The organism is Sphingomonas sp. (assembly GCF_042091075.1).
In the GTDB taxonomy this organism is placed as follows: Bacteria; Pseudomonadota; Alphaproteobacteria; order Sphingomonadales; family Sphingomonadaceae; genus Sphingomonas.
Map to the genome: position 1 here is coordinate 1 of NZ_JBELIE010000058.1, position 18,433 is coordinate 18,433.

The 18,433-nt window shown below is 68.4% G+C and carries 18 protein-coding genes and 1 tRNA gene; 6 read left to right on the plus strand and 13 right to left on the minus strand.

Annotation, left to right across the window (positions count from 1 at the left end):
• The 5 genes from ACFDSW_RS07800 to ACFDSW_RS07820 all read right to left on the minus strand — a co-directional run.
• Window positions 1–344 (minus strand): sulfite exporter TauE/SafE family protein (locus ACFDSW_RS07800; protein WP_375249720.1); only part of this gene is annotated, 344 nt, incomplete at its 3' end.
• A 38-nt stretch (window positions 345–382) separates the two neighbouring features.
• Window positions 383–1,408, minus strand: a complete 1,026-nt coding sequence (locus ACFDSW_RS07805; protein ID WP_375249721.1) for a hypothetical protein — start codon at window positions 1,406–1,408, stop codon at window positions 383–385.
• Window positions 1,405–2,766 carry a glycosyl transferase family protein gene (locus ACFDSW_RS07810; RefSeq protein WP_375249722.1) on the minus strand — a complete coding sequence of 454 codons (1,362 nt, stop codon included), beginning with the start codon at window positions 2,764–2,766 and terminating at the stop codon, window positions 1,405–1,407. The genes ACFDSW_RS07805 and ACFDSW_RS07810 overlap by 4 nt, the downstream gene beginning before the upstream one ends.
• Window positions 2,767–2,950: 184 nt before the next feature.
• Entirely contained in the window at window positions 2,951–3,454 is a 504-nt protein-coding gene (locus ACFDSW_RS07815) for an RcnB family protein (protein WP_375249723.1), read from the minus strand.
• A 134-nt stretch (window positions 3,455–3,588) separates the two neighbouring features.
• Complete coding sequence (locus tag ACFDSW_RS07820; RefSeq protein ID WP_375249724.1) at window positions 3,589–4,062, minus strand: outer membrane protein assembly factor BamE; 474 nt, start codon at window positions 4,060–4,062, stop codon at window positions 3,589–3,591.
• A gap of 136 nt (window positions 4,063–4,198) precedes the next feature.
• Between ACFDSW_RS07820 and ACFDSW_RS07825 the strand changes: the two genes are divergently transcribed.
• Together ACFDSW_RS07825 and ACFDSW_RS07830 are read left to right on the plus strand one after the other, a co-directional pair.
• The gene (locus ACFDSW_RS07825) at window positions 4,199–4,720 is read left to right on the plus strand and encodes a ubiquinol-cytochrome C chaperone family protein (RefSeq protein WP_375249725.1); all 522 of its coding nucleotides are present in this window, start codon (window positions 4,199–4,201) and stop codon (window positions 4,718–4,720) included.
• Complete coding sequence (locus ACFDSW_RS07830; protein WP_375249726.1) at window positions 4,717–5,238, plus strand: DUF177 domain-containing protein; 522 nt, start codon at window positions 4,717–4,719, stop codon at window positions 5,236–5,238. The genes ACFDSW_RS07825 and ACFDSW_RS07830 overlap by 4 nt, the downstream gene beginning before the upstream one ends.
• Before the next feature lie 36 nt (window positions 5,239–5,274).
• On the opposite strand, the gene ACFDSW_RS07835 is transcribed toward ACFDSW_RS07830, so the two are convergent.
• Window positions 5,275–5,712, minus strand: a complete 438-nt coding sequence (locus tag ACFDSW_RS07835; RefSeq protein WP_375249727.1) for a DUF1489 domain-containing protein — start codon at window positions 5,710–5,712, stop codon at window positions 5,275–5,277.
• A gap of 16 nt (window positions 5,713–5,728) precedes the next feature.
• Window positions 5,729–7,135 carry a magnesium transporter gene (gene mgtE / locus ACFDSW_RS07840; RefSeq protein WP_375249728.1) on the minus strand — a complete coding sequence of 469 codons (1,407 nt, stop codon included), beginning with the start codon at window positions 7,133–7,135 and terminating at the stop codon, window positions 5,729–5,731.
• A 111-nt stretch (window positions 7,136–7,246) separates the two neighbouring features.
• Here mgtE and ACFDSW_RS07845 point away from each other — a divergent pair, with 111 nt between their 5' ends.
• Window positions 7,247–7,717: a peptidylprolyl isomerase gene (locus tag ACFDSW_RS07845; RefSeq protein WP_375249729.1), complete on the plus strand. Its 471-nt coding sequence runs from the start codon at window positions 7,247–7,249 to the stop codon at window positions 7,715–7,717.
• Between the two features lie 142 nt (window positions 7,718–7,859).
• Here ACFDSW_RS07845 and ACFDSW_RS07850 read toward each other — a convergent pair whose 3' ends face one another.
• A complete protein-coding gene (locus tag ACFDSW_RS07850; protein WP_375249730.1) occupies window positions 7,860–8,744 on the minus strand; it encodes a LysR substrate-binding domain-containing protein in 885 nt (294 codons plus the stop codon).
• A gap of 306 nt (window positions 8,745–9,050) precedes the next feature.
• On the opposite strand from ACFDSW_RS07850, the gene ACFDSW_RS07855 reads away from it, so the two are divergent.
• Window positions 9,051–11,351, plus strand: a complete 2,301-nt coding sequence (locus ACFDSW_RS07855; RefSeq protein WP_375249731.1) for a CDC48 family AAA ATPase — start codon at window positions 9,051–9,053, stop codon at window positions 11,349–11,351.
• Window positions 11,352–11,403: 52 nt separating this feature from the next.
• Here ACFDSW_RS07855 and ACFDSW_RS07860 read toward each other — a convergent pair whose 3' ends face one another.
• Entirely contained in the window at window positions 11,404–12,720 is a 1,317-nt protein-coding gene (locus ACFDSW_RS07860) for an MFS transporter (protein ID WP_375249732.1), read from the minus strand.
• Between the two features lie 167 nt (window positions 12,721–12,887).
• Here ACFDSW_RS07860 and ACFDSW_RS07865 point away from each other — a divergent pair, with 167 nt between their 5' ends.
• The gene (locus ACFDSW_RS07865) at window positions 12,888–13,502 is read left to right on the plus strand and encodes a class I SAM-dependent methyltransferase (protein WP_375249733.1); all 615 of its coding nucleotides are present in this window, start codon (window positions 12,888–12,890) and stop codon (window positions 13,500–13,502) included.
• 76 nt (window positions 13,503–13,578) lie between these two features.
• Here the strand turns inward: ACFDSW_RS07865 and ACFDSW_RS07870 are convergent, their stop codons facing one another.
• From ACFDSW_RS07870 to ACFDSW_RS07880, 3 genes are all read right to left on the minus strand, one after another.
• Complete coding sequence (locus tag ACFDSW_RS07870; protein WP_375249734.1) at window positions 13,579–15,105, minus strand: peptide chain release factor 3; 1,527 nt, start codon at window positions 15,103–15,105, stop codon at window positions 13,579–13,581.
• A 101-nt stretch (window positions 15,106–15,206) separates the two neighbouring features.
• Entirely contained in the window at window positions 15,207–15,893 is a 687-nt protein-coding gene (locus ACFDSW_RS07875; RefSeq protein ID WP_375249735.1) for an RlmE family RNA methyltransferase, read from the minus strand.
• Window position 15,894: 1 nt separating this feature from the next.
• Entirely contained in the window at window positions 15,895–16,932 is a 1,038-nt protein-coding gene (locus tag ACFDSW_RS07880; RefSeq protein WP_375249736.1) for a Ppx/GppA phosphatase family protein, read from the minus strand.
• Between the two features lie 150 nt (window positions 16,933–17,082).
• Between ACFDSW_RS07880 and ACFDSW_RS07885 the strand changes: the two genes are divergently transcribed.
• Window positions 17,083–17,156: transfer RNA gene (locus tag ACFDSW_RS07885), tRNA-Gln, on the plus strand.
• Window positions 17,157–17,229: 73 nt separating this feature from the next.
• Here ACFDSW_RS07885 and ACFDSW_RS07890 read toward each other — a convergent pair.
• The coding region (locus tag ACFDSW_RS07890) for an autotransporter outer membrane beta-barrel domain-containing protein (RefSeq protein ID WP_375249737.1) at window positions 17,230–18,433 on the minus strand (1,204 nt) is incomplete at its 5' end.

The following is an 18,433-nucleotide window of genomic DNA, read 5'->3' on the forward strand; positions in this document are numbered from 1 at the left end:
GCGATCGCCGTATCGATCTGCCCCGATTGTTGCAGCAAACGGAACAGCCACGCCCCGAACAGCGACCCCAGCACGCCGCCGATCACCAGCACCGTCCCCATCCGCACGTCGACGCCGCCACGACGGAAATGCGCGAACACGCCCGATACGCTTGCGCCGGTCACCTGCGTCGCGGCGGAGGCGGCGGCGACGGTGGGCGGGATGCCGTAGACGATCAGCAGCGGGGTCGTCAGGAATCCGCCGCCGACGCCGAACATTCCCGACAGCAGCCCGACGCCCGCGCCCAGCGCGATCATCACGAGCGCGTTCACCGACAGGTTCGCGATCGGCAGATAGATGTCCATGGCGCGCCCTCGCTAGCGGGTTCGATCGCGCTGCGCCATCAGAAGTCGGTGCCGATCGACAACGTCGGCCCACTCGACGGCCGGGCGTTGCCGGCCAGTTGCTCGCGCCAGTCGAGCGCGACGCGAATCTTCCGGCCGGCCAGGGGCAGCGCGGCGGTGACGCCGGGCCCGGTATCGAACCGGGCGGCGCCGCGTTGCGCCGCGCCCCATAGGCCCCAGCCGACCCGGGCCTCCGCCGCGCGCGCGATCCGCAACGGGTGCGTCACGCGGATCGCGCCATCCGCATAGCCCTCCGTGCCGCCACGCCGTGCGATCGCCCCGGCCTGCGCATAGCCGTCGATCTGCGTACCGAAGGGGGCGGGCCGGCGGTAGACACCGGCGACGGCACCGATTCCCCAACCGCCGATGCTGTTCGTCACGCCGATCCGGCGCTCCGCCACCAGCCGGACGGGCAGCCCCGGTGGCGACCATTCCAGCGCCACGGCGGCATCCTGTTGCGCTGGCCACACCGCCGCCGCAACCCGCCCCGCCACGGCCAGATGCCGGGCCGGATCGATGGCATAGGCCAGCCGCGCGCCGATCTGGCTGCCGCCCAGCTGGGGCGCCTGGAGCGTGGCACCGCCCTCGCGCCAGATCGACCAGATGCTGCCCGTCCAGCGCGGTTCTGGCGCACCGTCGATCCTCGTCGCCATCCGCGCTGGCGGCGGCGGTGCGGCTTCCGGTGAAGGGGAGGCGGGATTGCCATCCCCATCGCCATCGCCAGACGGCGATGCCGCGGCCAGCGCGGGGACGCTTTCGATACGGCCTGACCAGATGCGCGAGCGGCCTTCGGAGGCGGACCGGGATCGCGGCCAGCGCGACGATCGTGGCATCGCGCCGGGCTTCGTTGCGGACGGCGCGGTGGCGACGCGCAGGATCGGCGGCGGCGGCTCCACGCCGGAGGGCTGGCGCACCGCCGCCACGGAGGGCCTTCCGGCGGTGGATGTCGTCCCCAGCCACCACCAGCGCAACCCGGCCCAGCCGACGACGATCGTCGCGAGAAAGAGCAGGGGCCTTCCTTTCACCGCGTGCCGCAGTCGACGCCCGGGAAGCGATGCTCGGTCTTGTCCCAGCGGAGCGGTCGGCCGGTGACAAGGCTTCGGACATATTCGCGCATCGCGGTCGCCACGGCGGCGATCAGAAGCGCATTGCCGACGAACAGCCGCGGAATCGATCGCAACCCTTCACGCCGGCCGTGGAGCGCGGCGGTGCAACGAACACGTATCGTGATGCGCCAGGACAGCAGCAGCAGGTTCGCGATCGACAGGGCGAAGACCGCCGACGGCACGGCGGGTGGCCAGTCGCCGTGCAGCCGATGCGCCAGCCACGACAGCGACCGCAGCAGCAGCGCCGCATAGGCGAGCGCGATGACCAGGGCCGCCAACGGCCCGCGCCGATCGCGCATGCGCATCCATCGTTCGGCGGCATGCCGGCGTCCCCAGCCGGTACGATCCCATCCGGCCAGCGCAATCCCCGCGATCCAGCGCGATCGCTGCCGCACCGATGCCCCGAAGCGTTCTGGAAAATAGGCGCTGGTCGCGATCAGCGATCCCTGCGCGTTGCACCAGCGGACGAACGTCACCGGGTAGCCGAGCGCGCCGATCCGCAGCCCCAATTCGTAGTCCTCGGTCAGGCTGCTGGCGTCGAACGGCTCGCCATCGCCCGCGGCGATCCGTTCCAGCACGTCGCGGCGCAGCGCGCAGCCCACCCCGGCAAGGGGCAGCGATGCGCCCAGCGCCTGGCGCACGACCAGCGTTCGCATATGCGCTTCGGCGAATTCATCGGCATAGCCCCCGGATACCCAGTGGCGCCGCGGCTCGATCAGGGGAACGACCGGCAATTGCACCGCCGCGGCGTGGCGCAGATGATGATCGAAGACGGACAGTTCGGCCGGATCGATGCAGTCCTCCGCATCGTGCAGGATCACCGCATCGTATCGCGCATGCCCGGCGGCCTCATCAGCGCGCATGGCGTGCCACAATGTGACGAGGCAATCCGCCTTGTTGGTGGGGCCGAGCCGATCGCCGACGACGATCCGCACCGCGGGGGATCGCGGGATGATCGTGCGCACCGCGTCCAGCGTCGCCGGATCGTTGGGATAGCATCCGACGTACAGGCGCAGCCGCGCGAGATCGTAAGAGCTTGCCGCCGCCTCCAGCATCGCCCCGATCACCGCCGCTTCGTGCCACGCGGGCACGAAGACGGCATAGCGTAGCGGGGGCGCCGCCGGCAGGGTCGATAGCGGGCGGAAAGCGTCGCCGCATTGCCACAACAGCGCATCCACGAGCAGGTCGTCGATGCCGCCGACCAGCATCATCACCGCCGCGAACAACGCCACTTCCCCGGCCAGAACGTCGAGCAGGAGCACCATGTCGCCGATCATGGCGAGCGCCGTGACTATTTCGCAACACCACGACGCAATACGCGATTGCCCGGCGCGGGCACGAACCATTAACCCTTTTGCGCGTTCACCGCCCCGGTCCCCCTTCCCCTTTCGGGACCGGTGCCGACCCCAAGCCGGTACTGGCCGCGTCGCGCGTGGTGGCGGCGCGGCCTAACCGGGTGGATCACCAGTAGAAGTTGCGTATCACGTCGATCACGACGCCGCGGCGCTGATCGACCAGCAAGACGTCGTCGTAATGGCGCACCCAGCGGGCGTAGCGGGGCGCGGCCGGCAAATGATAGACACCCGGATCGGCGATAATATACCGCGGGCCATAGAAAGGCGCCGCGATCGGCACGCCGGGGCGGAACGCCTGGTAACGGAACGGCGCACGCCATCCGCCCCGCCCGTACAAGGTGCGGTGGCCGTCGCGCCACGAACGCCAATCGTCGCGGTGCCATGCGCGGCGGTCGCGCAGATCGTCGCGATAGTCGCGGCGCGCATCGCGCAGATCCGCGCGTTGATGCCGAACGTCGCGCCAGTCGCCGCGCGCATAGGCACGGTCCAGATCGCGCTGTTCCTCCCGGATCTCCTGTCGGTCGCGATACAGATCGCCGCGCGACTGCGCGACCGCGGCACTCGGCAACAGCGTCGCGGCGAGCAGCGCCGCGGTCATGATCCTACCCATCACGTGCACCTTTCGTTTCGGGTCGCCCCGGTCGTGGCGGGCCCGTCCGGCCCGGCACATCCGCTACCGCTAGCGGCCTGAACCGCGCGGGAATGACGACGTCAGCGAAACGAAAGGTAGCGCGCGACGCGCGTTTACGGGCGACCCGAGCCGTTGGGGCCGCCAGCGCCACCGGTAGCGCCGGGGGCACCGACCGTGCCGATATTGCCGAACAGGCTCTGGAAGAAGCCGCGTTCGCGTCCCAGCGTCGGCGTCGTCTTGCCATACGGCGTGACGTTGGCGATCTGTTCGATCCCCGACTTGCGCACCGCGCTGACGTTGCCGGCCTGGTCGAAGCTGATCTGCAGCGTCAATTGCTCCCGCACGCGCGGCAGATTGTAGGCGTAATTGCGGCTGTCGCGCGCGATATAATACCAGTCGCCCTGGTTGAACTGGCTGGTGAAGCTGGGGGTGCCCAGCGTCGCCAGCACCGATTGCCGATTGTCGATTCCCGGCTGGACCGAGTTCACCAGATCGGCGTCGACGATATAGCCCTGGTGCGAGCGGAGCGGGGCGCAACCGGCGGCCGTCACGCCGACCAGAAGCGACAGAATGAGAAGGGGGCGCATCGATACTCCGCTCAACTGGCGATCGGCCGCACGCCGGCATGCACGCGCGCATGGACTTTGCGACCGCCTGCCTCAATATGCCGCGGATGACGACGACACAAGCATGCGCGCGGGTGCCGCGCGACGGGAAGATGGCGTGGGCTGGCTGAAGCAATTGTTCGGAACGCGCGATCGCACCGCCGCGCTGCCGTTGTACGACGCGGTGGTGGCGCGCGCGCGGGCGCCGCATTGGTATCTCGACGGGCAGGTTCCCGATACGCTGGACGGCCGTTTCGACATGGTCGCCGCGGTGCTGGCGATGGTGCTGTTGCGGCTGGAGGGTGATCCGGCGGGGGCCACGCCGACCGCGCAACTGACCGAGCGGTTCATCGACGATATGGACGCGCAGGTGCGTCAGATCGGCTTCGGCGACATGGTCGTCGGCAAGCATGTCGGCCGCATGATGGGCATGTTGGGCGGGCGGCTGGGCGTCTATCGCGACGGGCTGGCGGCGGATCCGTCGGGGGCCGGCCTTGACGAATCGCTGGTGCGCAACCTGTATCGCGGCGCCGCGCCCGATCCTCTGGCGGTGGCGCATGTGCGCGACGGGCTGGTGTCGCTGCGCCGGCGGCTCGATACGCTCGATATCGATACCCTGATGCAGGGGGTGCTGCCATGACACCGGAATTCTCGCGGGTGGAACGGCTTGATACGATCGGGGGAGAGGAACGGCGCGTCCTCGTCACCGCGGAGGAGAATGAACGCTCGGCGCTGGCGCGACGTTTCGGCCTGATCGCGATCGACCGGCTGGAGGGCGATTTCATGCTCCACCGCGAGGCGGGCGGGATCATCGCGCGCGGCTCGGTACGGGCGGCGGTGGTGCAGGCGTGCTCGGTCACCGGCGATCCCCTGGCCGCCGTGGTCGACGAGGAAGTGGCGCTGCGTTTCGTCGCACCGGCGACGACGGAGGAAGAGATCGAGCTGGACGCGGGCGCCCTCGACACGATCGAGATCGAGGGCGGCGGAATCGATCTGGGCGAGGCGGCGGCGGAGACGATGGCGCTGGCGCTCGATCCCTTCCCGCGCAGCCCGCGCGCCGCCGAGACGCTGAAGGCCGCCGGTGTGATCAGCGAGGAGGAGGCGGGGCCGTTCGGCGGGCTGGCAGGGTTGAAGGCGGCGCTGGAGAAAAAGGGCTAGGGCGGCGCGACGTCGTCCGTCCATCGCCACCCCGGATCAGATCAGCGCCAGATCGCTCAGTTTGCCGATCAGCGCGGGCGGCATCGTGGCCAGGCCGTCGGAGGTCGCGCCGCCAAGGTCCAACGGCGCCTCGGCCCCTTCGAGGTAGCGCCAGCCCTGATGCGCGCGCTTCGGCCGCGCCTGTACCAGTCGCAGTGCTGGATCGAGATGGATCGCGACCCGGCCCCCGTCCGCCTCACCGAACGCGAGGATCGGAGAGCGCGCCACCAGCATGTGCTTGATGATCCAGAACAGCGACCCCTGCCCGGCGATCTCCGCATGCCGTTTCGGCAGGTAGCGGGTGGTCAGGAACAGCGGGCCGACGGCGGCACGGGCGGCGAGGCGCTCCGCCAGCAGATCGATGCTCGCGGCACCGAACGCCACCTTGGTGAGATGAAGCGGCGGGGTTTCGGGCGGCGTGGGGAGGGGCGACATGGAACGCCGATGTGGGTTAGCCGCTCAGCCCCCACAAGGAGGCGAGGCCGAGGAACGACAGGAAGCCCATCACATCGGTCGCGGTGGTGACGAACACCGCCGAGGATACCGCGGGATCGATACTCGCCTTGTCGAGCGCGACGGGCACGATCACCCCCACCAGCCCGGCGACCACGCTGTTGATCATCATCGCCAGCGCGAAGACGAGCGACAATTGCCCGTTGCCGAGCAGCACGTAGCTGCCGATCGCGCCGACCGCGCCCAGCGCCGCGCCGTTGCACAATGCCACCCGGAATTCGCGGAACAGCATGCGCACGGTGTTCGAACTGGTCAGCTGGTTGGTGGCGATAGCGCGCACCATCACGGCCAGCGTCTGCGTCCCCGCATTGCCGCCCAGCGCGGAGACGATCGGCATCAGCGCCGCCAGCAGCGCGAAGCGCGCGATCTCGCCCTGAAACAGCCCGACCACGGAGGCGGACAGCATCGTCGCGCCGAGATTGACGATCAGCCACGCGACGCGCGTGCGCACCGTTACCGCGATCGGCTCGTTGATGTCGCCATCGCCCGCGCCCGCCAGCCGCAGCGCGTCCTCGCCCGCCTCTTCCTGGATGATATGGACGACGTCGTCGACGGTGATCATGCCGACCAGCCGGCCGGACGCATCGACCACCGCGGCGGAGATGAGCGCATATTTCTGGAAGCGCAGCGCCACCTCTTCCTGATCCATGTCGACCGGAATCAGCGTCTGCTCGCGCTGCATCACGTCGCCCATCGCGATCGATCGCGGGGTGCGCAGGATCCAGCTGAGCGCGCACGTGCCGATCGGGCGATGCGCCGGATCGACCACGAAGATTTCCCAGAAATCGGTCGTCAGCTCGTCATGGCTGCGCAGATAGTCGAGTACGTCGCCCACGGTCCAATGTTCGGGCACCGCGACCAGGTCGCGCTGCATCAGGCGGCCGGCGGACTCCTCCGGGTAGGACAGCGCCTCCTCGATCGCGGCGCGATCGTCGGGCTCCATCGCGCGCAGAACCTCGCGCTGGTCCTCCGGCTCCATGTCCTCGATGATCGCGACCGCATCGTCGGTATCGAGTTCGCTGGCGATATCCGCGACCTGTCGCGCGTCGAGCGCGTCGATCAGCGCCTCGCGGACATAGTCGTTCATTTCCGCGAACACGTCCGCGTCGACCAGATCGGCGATCGCGGCGGCGAGATCCTTGCGGCGCTCCTCGGGCGTCAGTTCGAACAGATCCGCGATATCGGCGGGGTGGAGCGGTTCGACCAGGGCGCGGGCCGCCTCGGAATCGCCCTCCTCGACCGCGTCGAGCACCGCATCGACGAATTCGGGTTTCAGACGGTCGTCCTCGTCCAGCCGGGTATCGTCTTCGGCCGTCATCGCTTCGGGAAGCCCGGTGTCGCTCATCTGCCGCCTCCCTTGGTCCTGCGCTGCGCCGGCCCTAGCGCGCGTGTTCGGGATTTGCCAGCCGCGCCCGCGATCACTACGTGCCCGCGCATCCCACCGAGAAGGATTCCCATGGCCGACACCTATTCCACGCTCGTCATGACGCTCGACTCCCATAACGGGGAGGGCGGCGACGTCACGATCAAGCTGCGCCCCGATCTGGCGCCCGAACACGTCAACCGCATCGCGGAGCTGGCCAACGACGGCTTTTACGACGGCGTCGTCTTCCACCGCGTCATCCCCGGCTTCATGGCGCAGGGCGGCGATCCCACCGGCACCGGCATGCACGGCTCCGACAAGCCCAACCTGAAGCAGGAGTTCAGCAAGGAGCCGCACGTCCGCGGCACCTGTTCGATGGCGCGCACGATGGATCCGAATTCGGCGAACAGCCAGTTCTTCATCTGCTTCGATGATGCGCGCTTCCTCGACGGCCAATATACCGTGTGGGGCGAAGTGAACGACGGCATGGACCTGATCGACGCGCTGCCCAAGGGCGAGCCGCCCGCGAATCCGGGCAAGATCGTCACGATGAAGGCGTCGTAACGCGCTCCCCGCCGCCGCCCCGCGCTGAAGGCGGCGGCGGCGGGGCACGTGTCGTCTGCACGCGATCGTTCCGAAGCCTCGGGTGCCTGCCGGTCGGCCAGCAAGAAGCGGCCACCGGATCGGGGCGTTCTGACGGGGTGCGCTACGCCTCGCGCAGCGTGCGGATCAGCCAGTCGCGGAACAGGCGCACCGGCTTGGTCTGCAGGGCGCGGGGGCGGCAGGCGAACCAATAGCTGTACGGGCTGGTCACCTCGATATCGAACAGTCGCACCAGGCGCGGGTCATTGGCGTCGTGGAAATGGCTTTCGTGCATGAACGCCACCCCCAGTCCCTGCGCCGCCGCCTCCAGCATCAGCGCGCCCGAATCGAAATAGTCGACCGCGGCGGGCTCGATCGCGGGGAGGCCAGCGGCATGCCGCCACGCCGCGAAGGTATCGATCATCTCACGATGCAACAGGACGGTATGTTGTTCGAGCTGCTCGGGCCGCTGGATCGGCGGCACGCCCTCGACCAGCCGCCGCGCCGCGATCGGATAGACCCTGTTGCGATCGAGACGCTCGGCATACAGCGTCGGATCCACCTCGCGCGCCAGCACGATCACCGCGTCCAGCCCTTCGCCCAGCCGCCCCAGCGCGTTGGTGGCGGTGTCGATGTCGAGATGCAGTTCGGGATGTTGCGCGCGCAGGTCCGCCAGCCGCGGGAACAGCCGCTGCGACGCGAACAGCGGCAGCACACCCAGCCGCAGCCGTAGTACGTCGGTGCCGCTGGTCATCGTCTCGATCGCGTCCGACAGACCATCGAGTGCTGGTGCGATCGCCGCCAGCAGCCGCTCGCCATCGGCATTCGGCACCATCGCCTGATGACGGCGATCGAACAGCGGGCGCGCCAGGAAGCGTTCCAATGTCTGGATGCGGCGGCTGAGCGCTGGAGCGGACAGCGCCAGTTCCTGCGCCGCGGCCTTGATCGATCCCAGCCGCGCCACCGCGACAAAGGCTTCGATCGCAGTCAGGGGCGGCAGGCGGCGCATGCGGATCCGAGCAATATGTTGTGCGCTGCATCATGCAACTTGGCCAGCAGCACGCAAGCAATATAGGAGTAATGTTGCAGATTTTGCAATCGCAATGGATAATTTCTCATTTGTGATTTGCCGCGCCGCAGCGCACATCACCCCTGCCTTTCAGGCATCCTCTCCTAAAAACTATCACGGCCGATCCCTGCGGGGGTCGGCCTTTTTTTGCGTCCGGGCGCGAGCCGTTGGGCGGCGCCGGGGGGCTCGCAATCGGGAACCCTCGTCCTATCTCCTGCGCTCGACCGCGAAGCCGAGACGAAAGGGATGGACATGGCCGACGCCGATGAACGGGCGATCAAGTTGCAGGTCGCCAATGCGCGGCCCGAGGACAGTGGCCGCGGTATCGCGCATCTGCCGCGCTCGGTGCTGGTGGCGATGGGCATCACCGATGGCGACGTGATCGAGATCGTCGGCAAGAAGACCACGCCGGCGCGCGCGGTCGGCCCCTATGCCGAGGACGAGGGGCTGGAGCTTCTGCGCATCGACGGGCTGCAGCGGGCCAATGCCGGGGTCGGCTCGGGCGATTTCGTCGAGGTGCGCAAGGTCGAAAGCAAGGCGGCGACGCGCGTGGTGTTCGCCCCGGCGCAGCAGAACCTGCGGCTGCAAGGCTCCACCAACGCGCTGAAGCGGACGTTCTTCGGCCGCCCGCTGTGCGCTGGCGATATCGTCGCCACCGCCGGGCATCAACGCGTGCAGAATATGCCGCCGGGGATGGAGCGTTACGTCAACGCGCCGGCCTATGCGTTGCAGGAAATCCGCCTGCTGGTGGTGTCCGCCCATCCGAAGGGCGTCGTCCATATCGACGAGCATACCGAGATCGAGCTGCGCCCGGAATATGAGGAGCCGCAGGCGGCGCGCCGAGCGGATGTGACGTATGACGATATCGGCGGCATGGCCGCGACGATCGATCAATTGCGTGAGATGGTCGAACTGCCGCTGCGCTATCCCGAACTGTTCCAGCGGCTGGGGGTCGATCCGCCGAAGGGGCTGTTGCTCTATGGTCCGCCGGGCACCGGCAAGACCCGGCTGGCACGGGCGGTGGCGAATGAGTCCGACGCGCAATTCTTTCTGATCAACGGGCCGGAGATCATGGGCTCGGCTTACGGCGAGTCGGAACAGCGACTGCGGCAGGTGTTTGAGGAAGCGAGCAAGAACGCGCCCTCGATCGTGTTCATCGACGAGATCGATTCGATCGCGCCGAAGCGCGGGCAGGTGTCGGGCGAGGCGGAGAAGCGCCTGGTGGCGCAATTGCTGACCTTGATGGACGGGCTGGAGGCGCGCGCCAATCTGGTCGTGATCGCGGCGACCAACCGTCCCGAGGCGATCGACGAGGCGCTGCGGCGGCCGGGCCGGTTCGATCGTGAGATCGTCGTCGGCGTGCCGGACGAGCGCGGGCGGCGCGAGATCCTGGGCATCCATACGCGTGGCATGCCGCTGGGCGATCGTGTCGACCTGGGCGAACTGGCGCGCACCACCTTCGGGTTCGTTGGGGCCGATCTGGCCGCGCTGACCCGCGAGGCGGCGATCGAGGCAGTGCGGCGGATCATGCCGAAGCTGAACCTGGAGGAGCGCACGATCCCGCCCGAGGTGCTCGACACGCTGGCGGTGACGCGCGAGGATTTCATGGAGGCGCTCAAGCGCGTTCAGCCAAGCGCGATGCGCGAAGTGATGGTGCAGGCGCCCACCACGAAGTGGAGCGACGTCGGCGGGCTGGACGATGCGCAGATGCGCCTGAAGGAAGGGGTGGAACTGCCGCTGAAGGATCCCGACGCCTTCCGCCGGCTGGGCATCCGTCCGGCCAAGGGCTTCCTGCTCTATGGTCCGCCGGGCACAGGCAAGACGCTGCTGGCGAAGGCCGTCGCGCGCGAGGCGCAGGCGAATTTCATTGCCACCAAATCGAGCGATCTGCTGAGCAAATGGTATGGGGAAAGCGAACAGCAGATTACGCGGCTGTTCCAGCGCGCCCGGCAGGTGGCGCCGACGGTGATCTTTATCGACGAGCTCGATTCGCTGGTGCCCGCGCGGGGCGGCGGGCTGGGCGAGCCGCAGGTCACCGAGCGGATCGTCAACACGATCCTGGCGGAGATGGACGGGCTGGAGGAGTTGCAATCCGTCGTCGTGATCGGCGCGACCAACCGGCCCAATCTCGTCGATCCCGCCCTGTTGCGTCCGGGGCGGTTCGACGAATTGATCTATGTCGCCGTCCCGAGCGCGGAGGGGCGCCGGCGGATCCTGTCGATCCAGACGCAGAAGATGCCGCTGGCGGACGATGTCGACCTCGATCGGATCGCCGATCGCGCCGATCGGTTCACCGGCGCGGATCTCGAAGACGTCGTCCGCCGCGCGGGCCTGATCGCGCTACGCGAGTCGCTCGAATCGAAGGAGGTGCGGCAGGTGCATTTCGAACAGGCGCTGGCGGAAAGCCGCGCCAGCGTGACACCCGAAGTGGAGCGCGAATATGAGCAGATGGCGGCGCGACTGAAACAGGAAGCGAATGCGATTCAGCCGATCGGCTTCATCGCGCCCGGCCAACTCACGCCGCGTGGACCGAAAGGCGCGGACTGACACAGGCCATCGCCCCGGCCCCGCGCCGGGGCGACGTCGTCAATCCGGCGGCTCACACCACCGGATCGTCATAGGCCGCCACGGTGTCCGGCGCGTCATGCAAGGCACGCAGGCACCAGAGGAACAGCACGACGCACGCCGCGCCAGCGGACAGATACGGGAGTGGGTGCCAGATTTCGTAAAGCCCCACCCCGATCGACGGCCCCAGTACGAAACTGGCGCCGTTGACGCTGGTCACCTTGCCCGCCACTGCCCCCTGCGCGTCCGCCCCCACCGCGAGGCTGGAACCGGCGGTGAAGCCCGGGCGGGTGAAGCCGAAGCCAAGGCTGGCGAGCGCATAGGCGGTGGCGATCCCGTACAGCGACGGCGCCAGCCCGGTCAGCGCGGTGCCCGCCGCCGCCAGCGTCAACCCGACCAGCACCAGCGCGCGCGGGCGCAGGTTCAGCAGCGGGATCAATCCCCATTGTGCCAGCAGGGCAGCGCCCGCGCCCATCATCAGCACCAGCCCGGTCGATTCGAGCGCCAGTTCCGGGGGCAGGTTCATGCGGTCGATCACCAGAAAGCCGATCGCCTGCCCGGTCATCACCTGCGCATGGCCCATGACCAGCCCGGCCAGCATCCAGGTGCGGATGCGCGGGTCGCGGTAGCGGATTCCGGTGCCCTTGGGGGCGACCGCGGCGCGCACGCTGGCGCCCGACGGCTGGCCGCCGATCGAGGGATAGGCGTTGGCCGCACCATGCGCCTCCGCGGGGAGCCCGCGATCGTCGGGCAATTGCTGCCGCACCGTCACGAACACGCCCAGCCCGAACAGCGCGAACACGAACGCCGGGCCGGACAGCCCCAGCTCGACCCCGCCGATCCGCCCGAGCAGCAGGTACGGCGCGATCGCCGGGCCGAGGATCGTACCCAGGCCAAAGGCGGAGGCGAGCAGCGTCAGCGCGCGGGTGCGTTCCTCCTGCGTGGTATTCCCCGCCACCAGTGCCTGTACCGCCGGTGGCGCGGCGGAACCGAAGGAGCCGTAGATCAGCCGCCCGGCGATGAAGAGCAGGAACGCGCTGGTCCCGCCGATGACGCCGTTGATCCCCAGCGCGAGGAAGGTGCCGCACAGCAACAGGCTGATGCAGAAACCACCCATGCCCAGCAGGATCATCACGCGCCGGCCGTGCCGGTCAGAACGACTGGCCCAGAATGGCGCGGCAAGCACCCACAGCAGCGCCGACACAGAAAAGGCCGCCGCGACGGCCGAATCCTTCACCCCCAGCGACCGCCCAAGCGCGGGCAGCACCGATTGCAGCGCGGTATTGCCTGCCGCGATCGTCAGCATCACCAGGAACATCAGTGCGAAGGTGGAATCGAAGCTCCGCCGCATGCCGCTGTTCTTCCCGTTCCATGATGCGCGTGTGCCGGAACCTCGATTAGGCGCTTGGGGGCGCGACGCAACCCCGCTATGGCAACCCCCGCGCCTGAAAGGCGTTCGTCATCCGGGTGACGCGAAAGTGTCACCTGATCCAAGGTTCAGGAGTCCGATCTTTCCACATGCCCAGCTCGACCAACGCCATGCGGCGCAGCCGCAGCAAAGCCGCCGGCGTCCCCGGTCCGTGGCAGATGTTCTTTTCCGGTTTCCTGAAGCATCCGGTGATGGTGGGGTCGATCATCCCCTCGTCGGATCGCCTGATCGCGAAAATGCTCGGCCCGGTCGACTGGGGCCGTTGCAAGCTGTTCGTCGAATACGGGCCAGGCGTCGGCACCTTCTGTCGCCCGATCCTGGAGCGGATGGCGCCTGACGCGATGCTGATCGCGATCGACACCAACGCCGATTTCATTCGCTATCTCGATCATACGATCACGGATTCGCGGTTTGTCGCGGTCCATGGATCGGCGGCGGATGTCGAGCGGATCGTTGCCGAGCACGGCCATGAGGCCGCCGACTACGTGCTGTCGGGTCTTCCCTTCTCGACGCTGCCCGCCGGCGTGGGGCCGGGAATCGCCGCTGCGACGCAGCGCGTGCTGCGCCCCGGCGGTGCGTTCCTGGTGTATCAGTTCAGCCCGAAGGTCCGCGATTTCATCGCGCCGCATTTCGAGCGGATCGACCATGACATGGAATGGTGGAACGTACCCCCGGCGCAGCTCTACTGGGGCTGGAAGGACTAGCACGTCCCGGCGCCGATCCGGGGGCGGCCGTGCGATGCCCCCCCCCATCCGCCAGAGCGGAGCGAAAGGGCTTTCCCTAACGCTCCCGCGTGGCGGCGAAGCGCACCTTGGGATAGCGATCCTGGACATAGCCGACTTCCCACGCGCTTTTGGCAAGGAACACCGGATTGCCGTCGCGATCCTTGGCCATTGCCGCGCGATTGAGGTCGGTGAAGTTCTTCAGCTCGGCCGCATCCTCCGCCGATACCCAGCGGGCGGTATCGAACGGGGCGGGTTCCAGCCCGGCGGCGACCTTATATTCAGCGTCGAGCCGCGACAGCAGCACGTCCAGCTGTAACTGGCCGACGACGCCAATGATCCAGTTCGACCCGATCTCCGGATAGAAGACCTGCGTCACGCCTTCTTCGGCCATGTCGTCGAGCGCCTTGCGCAGCTGCTTGGTCTTGGTCGGATCCTTCAGGGCGACGCGGCGAAGGATCTCGGGCGCGAAATTGGGCAGGCCGGTGAAGCGGATGTCGGCCCGCTCGCTCAGCGTGTCGCCGACGCGCAGCGTGCCGTGATTGGGGATACCGATGATATCGCCGGGAAACGCCTCGTCGGCGACCTCGCGGTTCTGCGCGAAGAACAGGATCGGCGAATGGACCGCGATCGGCTTGCCATGGCCGGTCGGGGTCAGCTTCATGCCGCGCCGGAACGTACCCGAACACAGCCGCATGAACGCGATCCGGTCGCGATGCTGCGGATCCATATTGGCCTGCACCTTGAAGACGAAGCCGGTCACTTCCTTCTCATCGGGCGTGACCGGCGCCGGTTCGGCGGGCTGCGCGCGCGGCGGCGGGGCATAATCGGCCAGCGCCGCGATCAGCTCCGCCGGGCCGAAATCCTTCAGCGCGGAGCCGAAATAGACCGGGGTCAGGTCGCCGTTGCGATACGCCTCGCCATCGAAGGCGGCATAGCCCGCCTGCGCCAGCTCCACCTCCTCGGCGACGTCGTCGGGCAGCGTCGGCGTGCTGTCGATCAGGCCCTGGAACGTGCGGCTGTCGCCCTCGGGGCGGGACACGCTGTTCGCGGACAGGTTCAGGATGCCCTCGAACGTGCCTCCCATGCCGACCGGCCAGGTCATCGGGCAGACGTCCAGCGCCAGTACGTCGGCGATCTCGTCGAGCAGTTCGAACGGCGCGCGCCCCTCGCGATCGACCTTGTTGACGAAGGTGATGATCGGCACCGAGCGAAGTCGGCATACCTCGAACAGCTTGCGGGTCTGCGCCTCGATGCCGCGCGCGGCGTCGATCACCATGATCGCCGAATCGACCGCGGTCAGCGTGCGGTAGGTATCTTCGCTGAAATCCTCGTGGCCCGGCGTGTCGAGCAAATTGAAGGTCACGCCGTCATGCTCGAACGTCATCACGCTCGACGTGACCGAGATGCCGCGCTGCTGCTCGATCTTCATCCAGTCCGAGCGCGCGCGCCGGTTCGCGCCGCGCGCTTTCACTTCACCCGCCAGATGGATCGCGCCGCCGAAATACAGCAGCTTTTCGGTCAGCGTCGTCTTGCCCGCGTCGGGGTGGGAGATGATCGCGAAGGTACGGCGGGGCGAGGTCATGCAAAAGTCCGGCACGGAAGGGAGCACCGCCGAAGGGGCGGGACCGCGCCGATAGCAGAGGCGGGATGTGGTGGACAGGGGGGGTGAGGACGGGGCCTCCCCTATCCCTCGTCGTCCGTCCTGACTTCCACCCGCCCCTTGAAGCCCTGCGCGACGACGAACCATTCCACCGAGCCCTTGCGGCTCGCCGGCGGCTTGGCGTGCTTCACGGTGGTGAAGTTGCGCTTCATCTCCGCCACCAGGGCGGCATCGGCCCCCCCGGCGAACACCTTGGACACGAACGTGCCACCGGGACGCAGCACGTCGATCGCGAAGGCCAGCGCGGTTTCCACCAGCGCCATGGTGCGCAACGCATCGGTCTGCGGATGGCCGACGGTGTTGGCGGCCATGTCGGACATTACCAGATCGGGTGCGCCGCCCAGTGCCTCCATCAGGGCCGCCGGCGCCGCATCGGCCATGAAATCCATCTCGAAGATCGTCACGCCGTCGATCGGATCGACCGGCAGCAGGTCGATGCCGACGATCGCCGCGCCGGGTGCCTTGCGCCGCACCACCTGGCTCCAGCCGCCCGGCGCGATGCCCAGGTCGATGACGCGCTTGACGCCTTTCAGCAGGCCGAAACGCTCATCGAGTTCGATCAGCTTGTACGCGGCCCGGCTGCGATATCCTTCTGCCTTGGCGCGGCGGACATAGGGATCGTTGAGCTGGCGTTCGAGCCAGCGGGTCGATTGCGCGCTGCGATTGCGCGCGGTCTTGACGCGCTGGCGCCCCGCCCCTGTTCCCCGCATGTCAGGCTCCGGTTTCCATCAGGCGGCGCAGGATGCCTTCGCGAATGCCACGATCCGCGACGCCCAACCGCTCCGCCGGCCATAGGTCCAGAATGCCCTCCAGGATAGCGCATCCCGCCACCACCAGATCGGCACGCTCGCGACCGATACACGGCAATTGCGCCCGCTCCGCCAGCGACATGCCCGCCAGTTCCTGGCTGATCGCGCGCATCGCGGCGGCGGGGGCGATCAGCCCGTCGACCTGCGCACGATCATAGCGTTCCAGTTCCAGATGCACGCTTGCCAGCGTCGTCACCGTGCCGCTGGTGCCCAGCAACCGCCGCGTGCCCGTCACCTTGGGCAGCCGCGCGGCGAACGGCGCGAAGCTTTCCGTCACCAACGCGCGCATCCGCCGATAGGCATTCGCGCGCTCCGCGGCGTCATTGCCGCCGCCCGCGCTTTCGGTGAGCGACACGACGCCCCAGGGCGCGGAATGCCAGTCCCGCACGCGGGGCACCGTGGTATCGGCATCGATCAGCACCAGCTCGGTCGAGCCGCCGCCGATATCGAACACCAGTGCGGGGCCGCTACCCGGTTCCAGCAGGGCGTGGCAGCCCAGCACCGCCAGCCGCGCCTCTTCCTCGGCGGAGATGATATCGAGGTGGATTCCCGTTTCCTCACGCACCCGCGCGATGAAGTCGGCACCGTTGGAGGCGCGGCGGCACGCTTCGGTCGCGACGGAGCGCGCCAGCCGGACGTTGCGGCGCTTCAGCTTGTCGGCGCAGACGCGCAGCGCCGCGATGGTCCGTTCGATCGCGGCATCGGACAGCGCGCCATGCGCCGCCAGCCCCTCACCGAGCCGGACGATGCGCGAGAACGCGTCGACCACCGCGAAACCGTCTCCCTGCGGCCGCGCGATCAGCAAACGGCAATTGTTGGTGCCGAGATCGAGCGCGGCATAATGGCGCGGTGCGCCGCGGGTGTGGCGCGGCGGCGGGGGGGCCGAACGGGCAGGGCGCTGGCCTTGCCGGCGCGGCAATTGGGCGGGCATGTCCACCATTGCCGTCAAACTTTCTTTTTCTCTTCCATGCCGTTGCCGCCGATGAGGGCGATACGGCTGGTGCTTGGCAGACAAGCTACACATTTGCGGGAGGGGCGGCAAGGCGGGCGTTGACAACACAAGCCAGCGCTTTTAGACGCGCCGGCCTGTTGCCCGATCGTCTAACGGCAAGACTACGGACTCTGACTCCGTCAATCGTGGTTCGAATCCACGTCGGGCATCCAGCATTTCTCGCGCCGCGCATGCGCTGCCGTCCGCCGATCCGTCCGGATCGGCGGAGGGTGCGGCGGTGCCGGATCAGAAGGCGAGCGCGGCCATGATCCGGAAGGTGCTGTCATCCCCGCGACCGCCGATCATCCCGGCATAGCCCGACGTGATCGTCAGCCGCTCGATCGGCGTCCATGCCAGATCGATGGCCACCGCCGCCGCATCGCGCGACAAGGGCGCGCCGATCACCGTGAAAGGCGTGGTGCCCGATGCAAATCGCAGCGTCGCATCGGGATAGGGATCGTTGAGCGCGTGCTGCCACCAGATGCGCGATCGCGCGCTGAGCCCGTCGACGATCGGGGTGACGCCGCGCACCCCCACGGTCGACAGCGCGAAGGCCTGCGTCCGCACGCCGCCGGCGAGCGCCGCATCGCCCCCCGCCTCGGTAAAGCCATCGGTCCTGACGCGATAATATTCTACCCCGGCGAACGGCTCCACCGTGCCGCCGAACATCGCGTCGCTGATGCCGGCCTCGACCTGGCCGTGGATCACATTGCCGTCGTAGCGACTGGTCAGCCGGTCGGCGAAGTTACCGATGCGCACCGTCCGTCGCACATCATTCTCGACCCAGGCATAGCCCAGGCTGGAACGCAGCGCGATCGGCCCGAGCATCCCCCCGGCATAAACCAGCGCGTGCGTGCTCTTCAGCGTCGCGGCACTGTCGCGATCGTCGATCGCCAGACGGGTCTCGGTATAGCCGCCCGCGATCCCGAACCGCGCCCCGTCCGGCATCGCCAGATCGACCCCGCCGACGCCGCTCCAGCCATGGCGCGCGACCGCCGCCGTCCCACGTGCGCCGTCATCGCGACCGCTGCGGCCGTTCGCCTGCAGCCACAGCTGTACGCCTTCGCCACTGATCGGGGACAGCAGGCGCATCCGCACCGCTTCCTGCGCGCCCTGCGCATCCTTCAGCATCGTGGTGCGCAGGGACGCATGCACCTCCCCGGCCAGGCTGGTCAGGCCGGCCCGCACGGCGTCGTCATCCGGGTTCAGCACCAGCGCCGCTGCCGCGCGCTGGGTGGCGGGCAGCCCCGCCAGCCCCGCCGCCAACGCGCGCTGGTTCGGCGTTGCCGACAGACGGGCAAGCGACCCGATGGAGCGCGCGACATCGACGAACACCGCATTGGCCGACTGTGCCAGCCGGAACTCGGTATCGCCCATCGCGGTCTGTGCCAGCGTGTAGCTGCCGGTGATCCCGCCGGCGGCGGTCAACACGGTGTAGCGCGTGCCGATC

Coding starts and splice junctions, on each gene's coding strand:
- ACFDSW_RS07810 (WP_375249722.1), bottom strand. CDS start 2,766: ATGATCGGCGACATGGTGCTCCTGCTCGACGTTCTGGCCGGGGAAGTG.
- ACFDSW_RS07815 (WP_375249723.1), bottom strand. CDS start 3,454: ATGGGTAGGATCATGACCGCGGCGCTGCTCGCCGCGACGCTGTTGCCG.
- ACFDSW_RS07820 (WP_375249724.1), bottom strand. CDS start 4,062: ATGCGCCCCCTTCTCATTCTGTCGCTTCTGGTCGGCGTGACGGCCGCC.
- ACFDSW_RS07830 (WP_375249726.1), top strand. CDS start 4,717: ATGACACCGGAATTCTCGCGGGTGGAACGGCTTGATACGATCGGGGGA.
- ACFDSW_RS07835 (WP_375249727.1), bottom strand. CDS start 5,712: ATGTCGCCCCTCCCCACGCCGCCCGAAACCCCGCCGCTTCATCTCACC.
- mgtE (WP_375249728.1), bottom strand. CDS start 7,135: ATGAGCGACACCGGGCTTCCCGAAGCGATGACGGCCGAAGACGATACC.
- ACFDSW_RS07845 (WP_375249729.1), top strand. CDS start 7,247: ATGGCCGACACCTATTCCACGCTCGTCATGACGCTCGACTCCCATAAC.
- ACFDSW_RS07850 (WP_375249730.1), bottom strand. CDS start 8,744: ATGCGCCGCCTGCCGCCCCTGACTGCGATCGAAGCCTTTGTCGCGGTG.
- ACFDSW_RS07855 (WP_375249731.1), top strand. CDS start 9,051: ATGGACATGGCCGACGCCGATGAACGGGCGATCAAGTTGCAGGTCGCC.
- ACFDSW_RS07860 (WP_375249732.1), bottom strand. CDS start 12,720: ATGCGGCGGAGCTTCGATTCCACCTTCGCACTGATGTTCCTGGTGATG.
- ACFDSW_RS07865 (WP_375249733.1), top strand. CDS start 12,888: ATGCCCAGCTCGACCAACGCCATGCGGCGCAGCCGCAGCAAAGCCGCC.
- ACFDSW_RS07870 (WP_375249734.1), bottom strand. CDS start 15,105: ATGACCTCGCCCCGCCGTACCTTCGCGATCATCTCCCACCCCGACGCG.
- ACFDSW_RS07875 (WP_375249735.1), bottom strand. CDS start 15,893: ATGCGGGGAACAGGGGCGGGGCGCCAGCGCGTCAAGACCGCGCGCAAT.
- ACFDSW_RS07880 (WP_375249736.1), bottom strand. CDS start 16,932: ATGGTGGACATGCCCGCCCAATTGCCGCGCCGGCAAGGCCAGCGCCCT.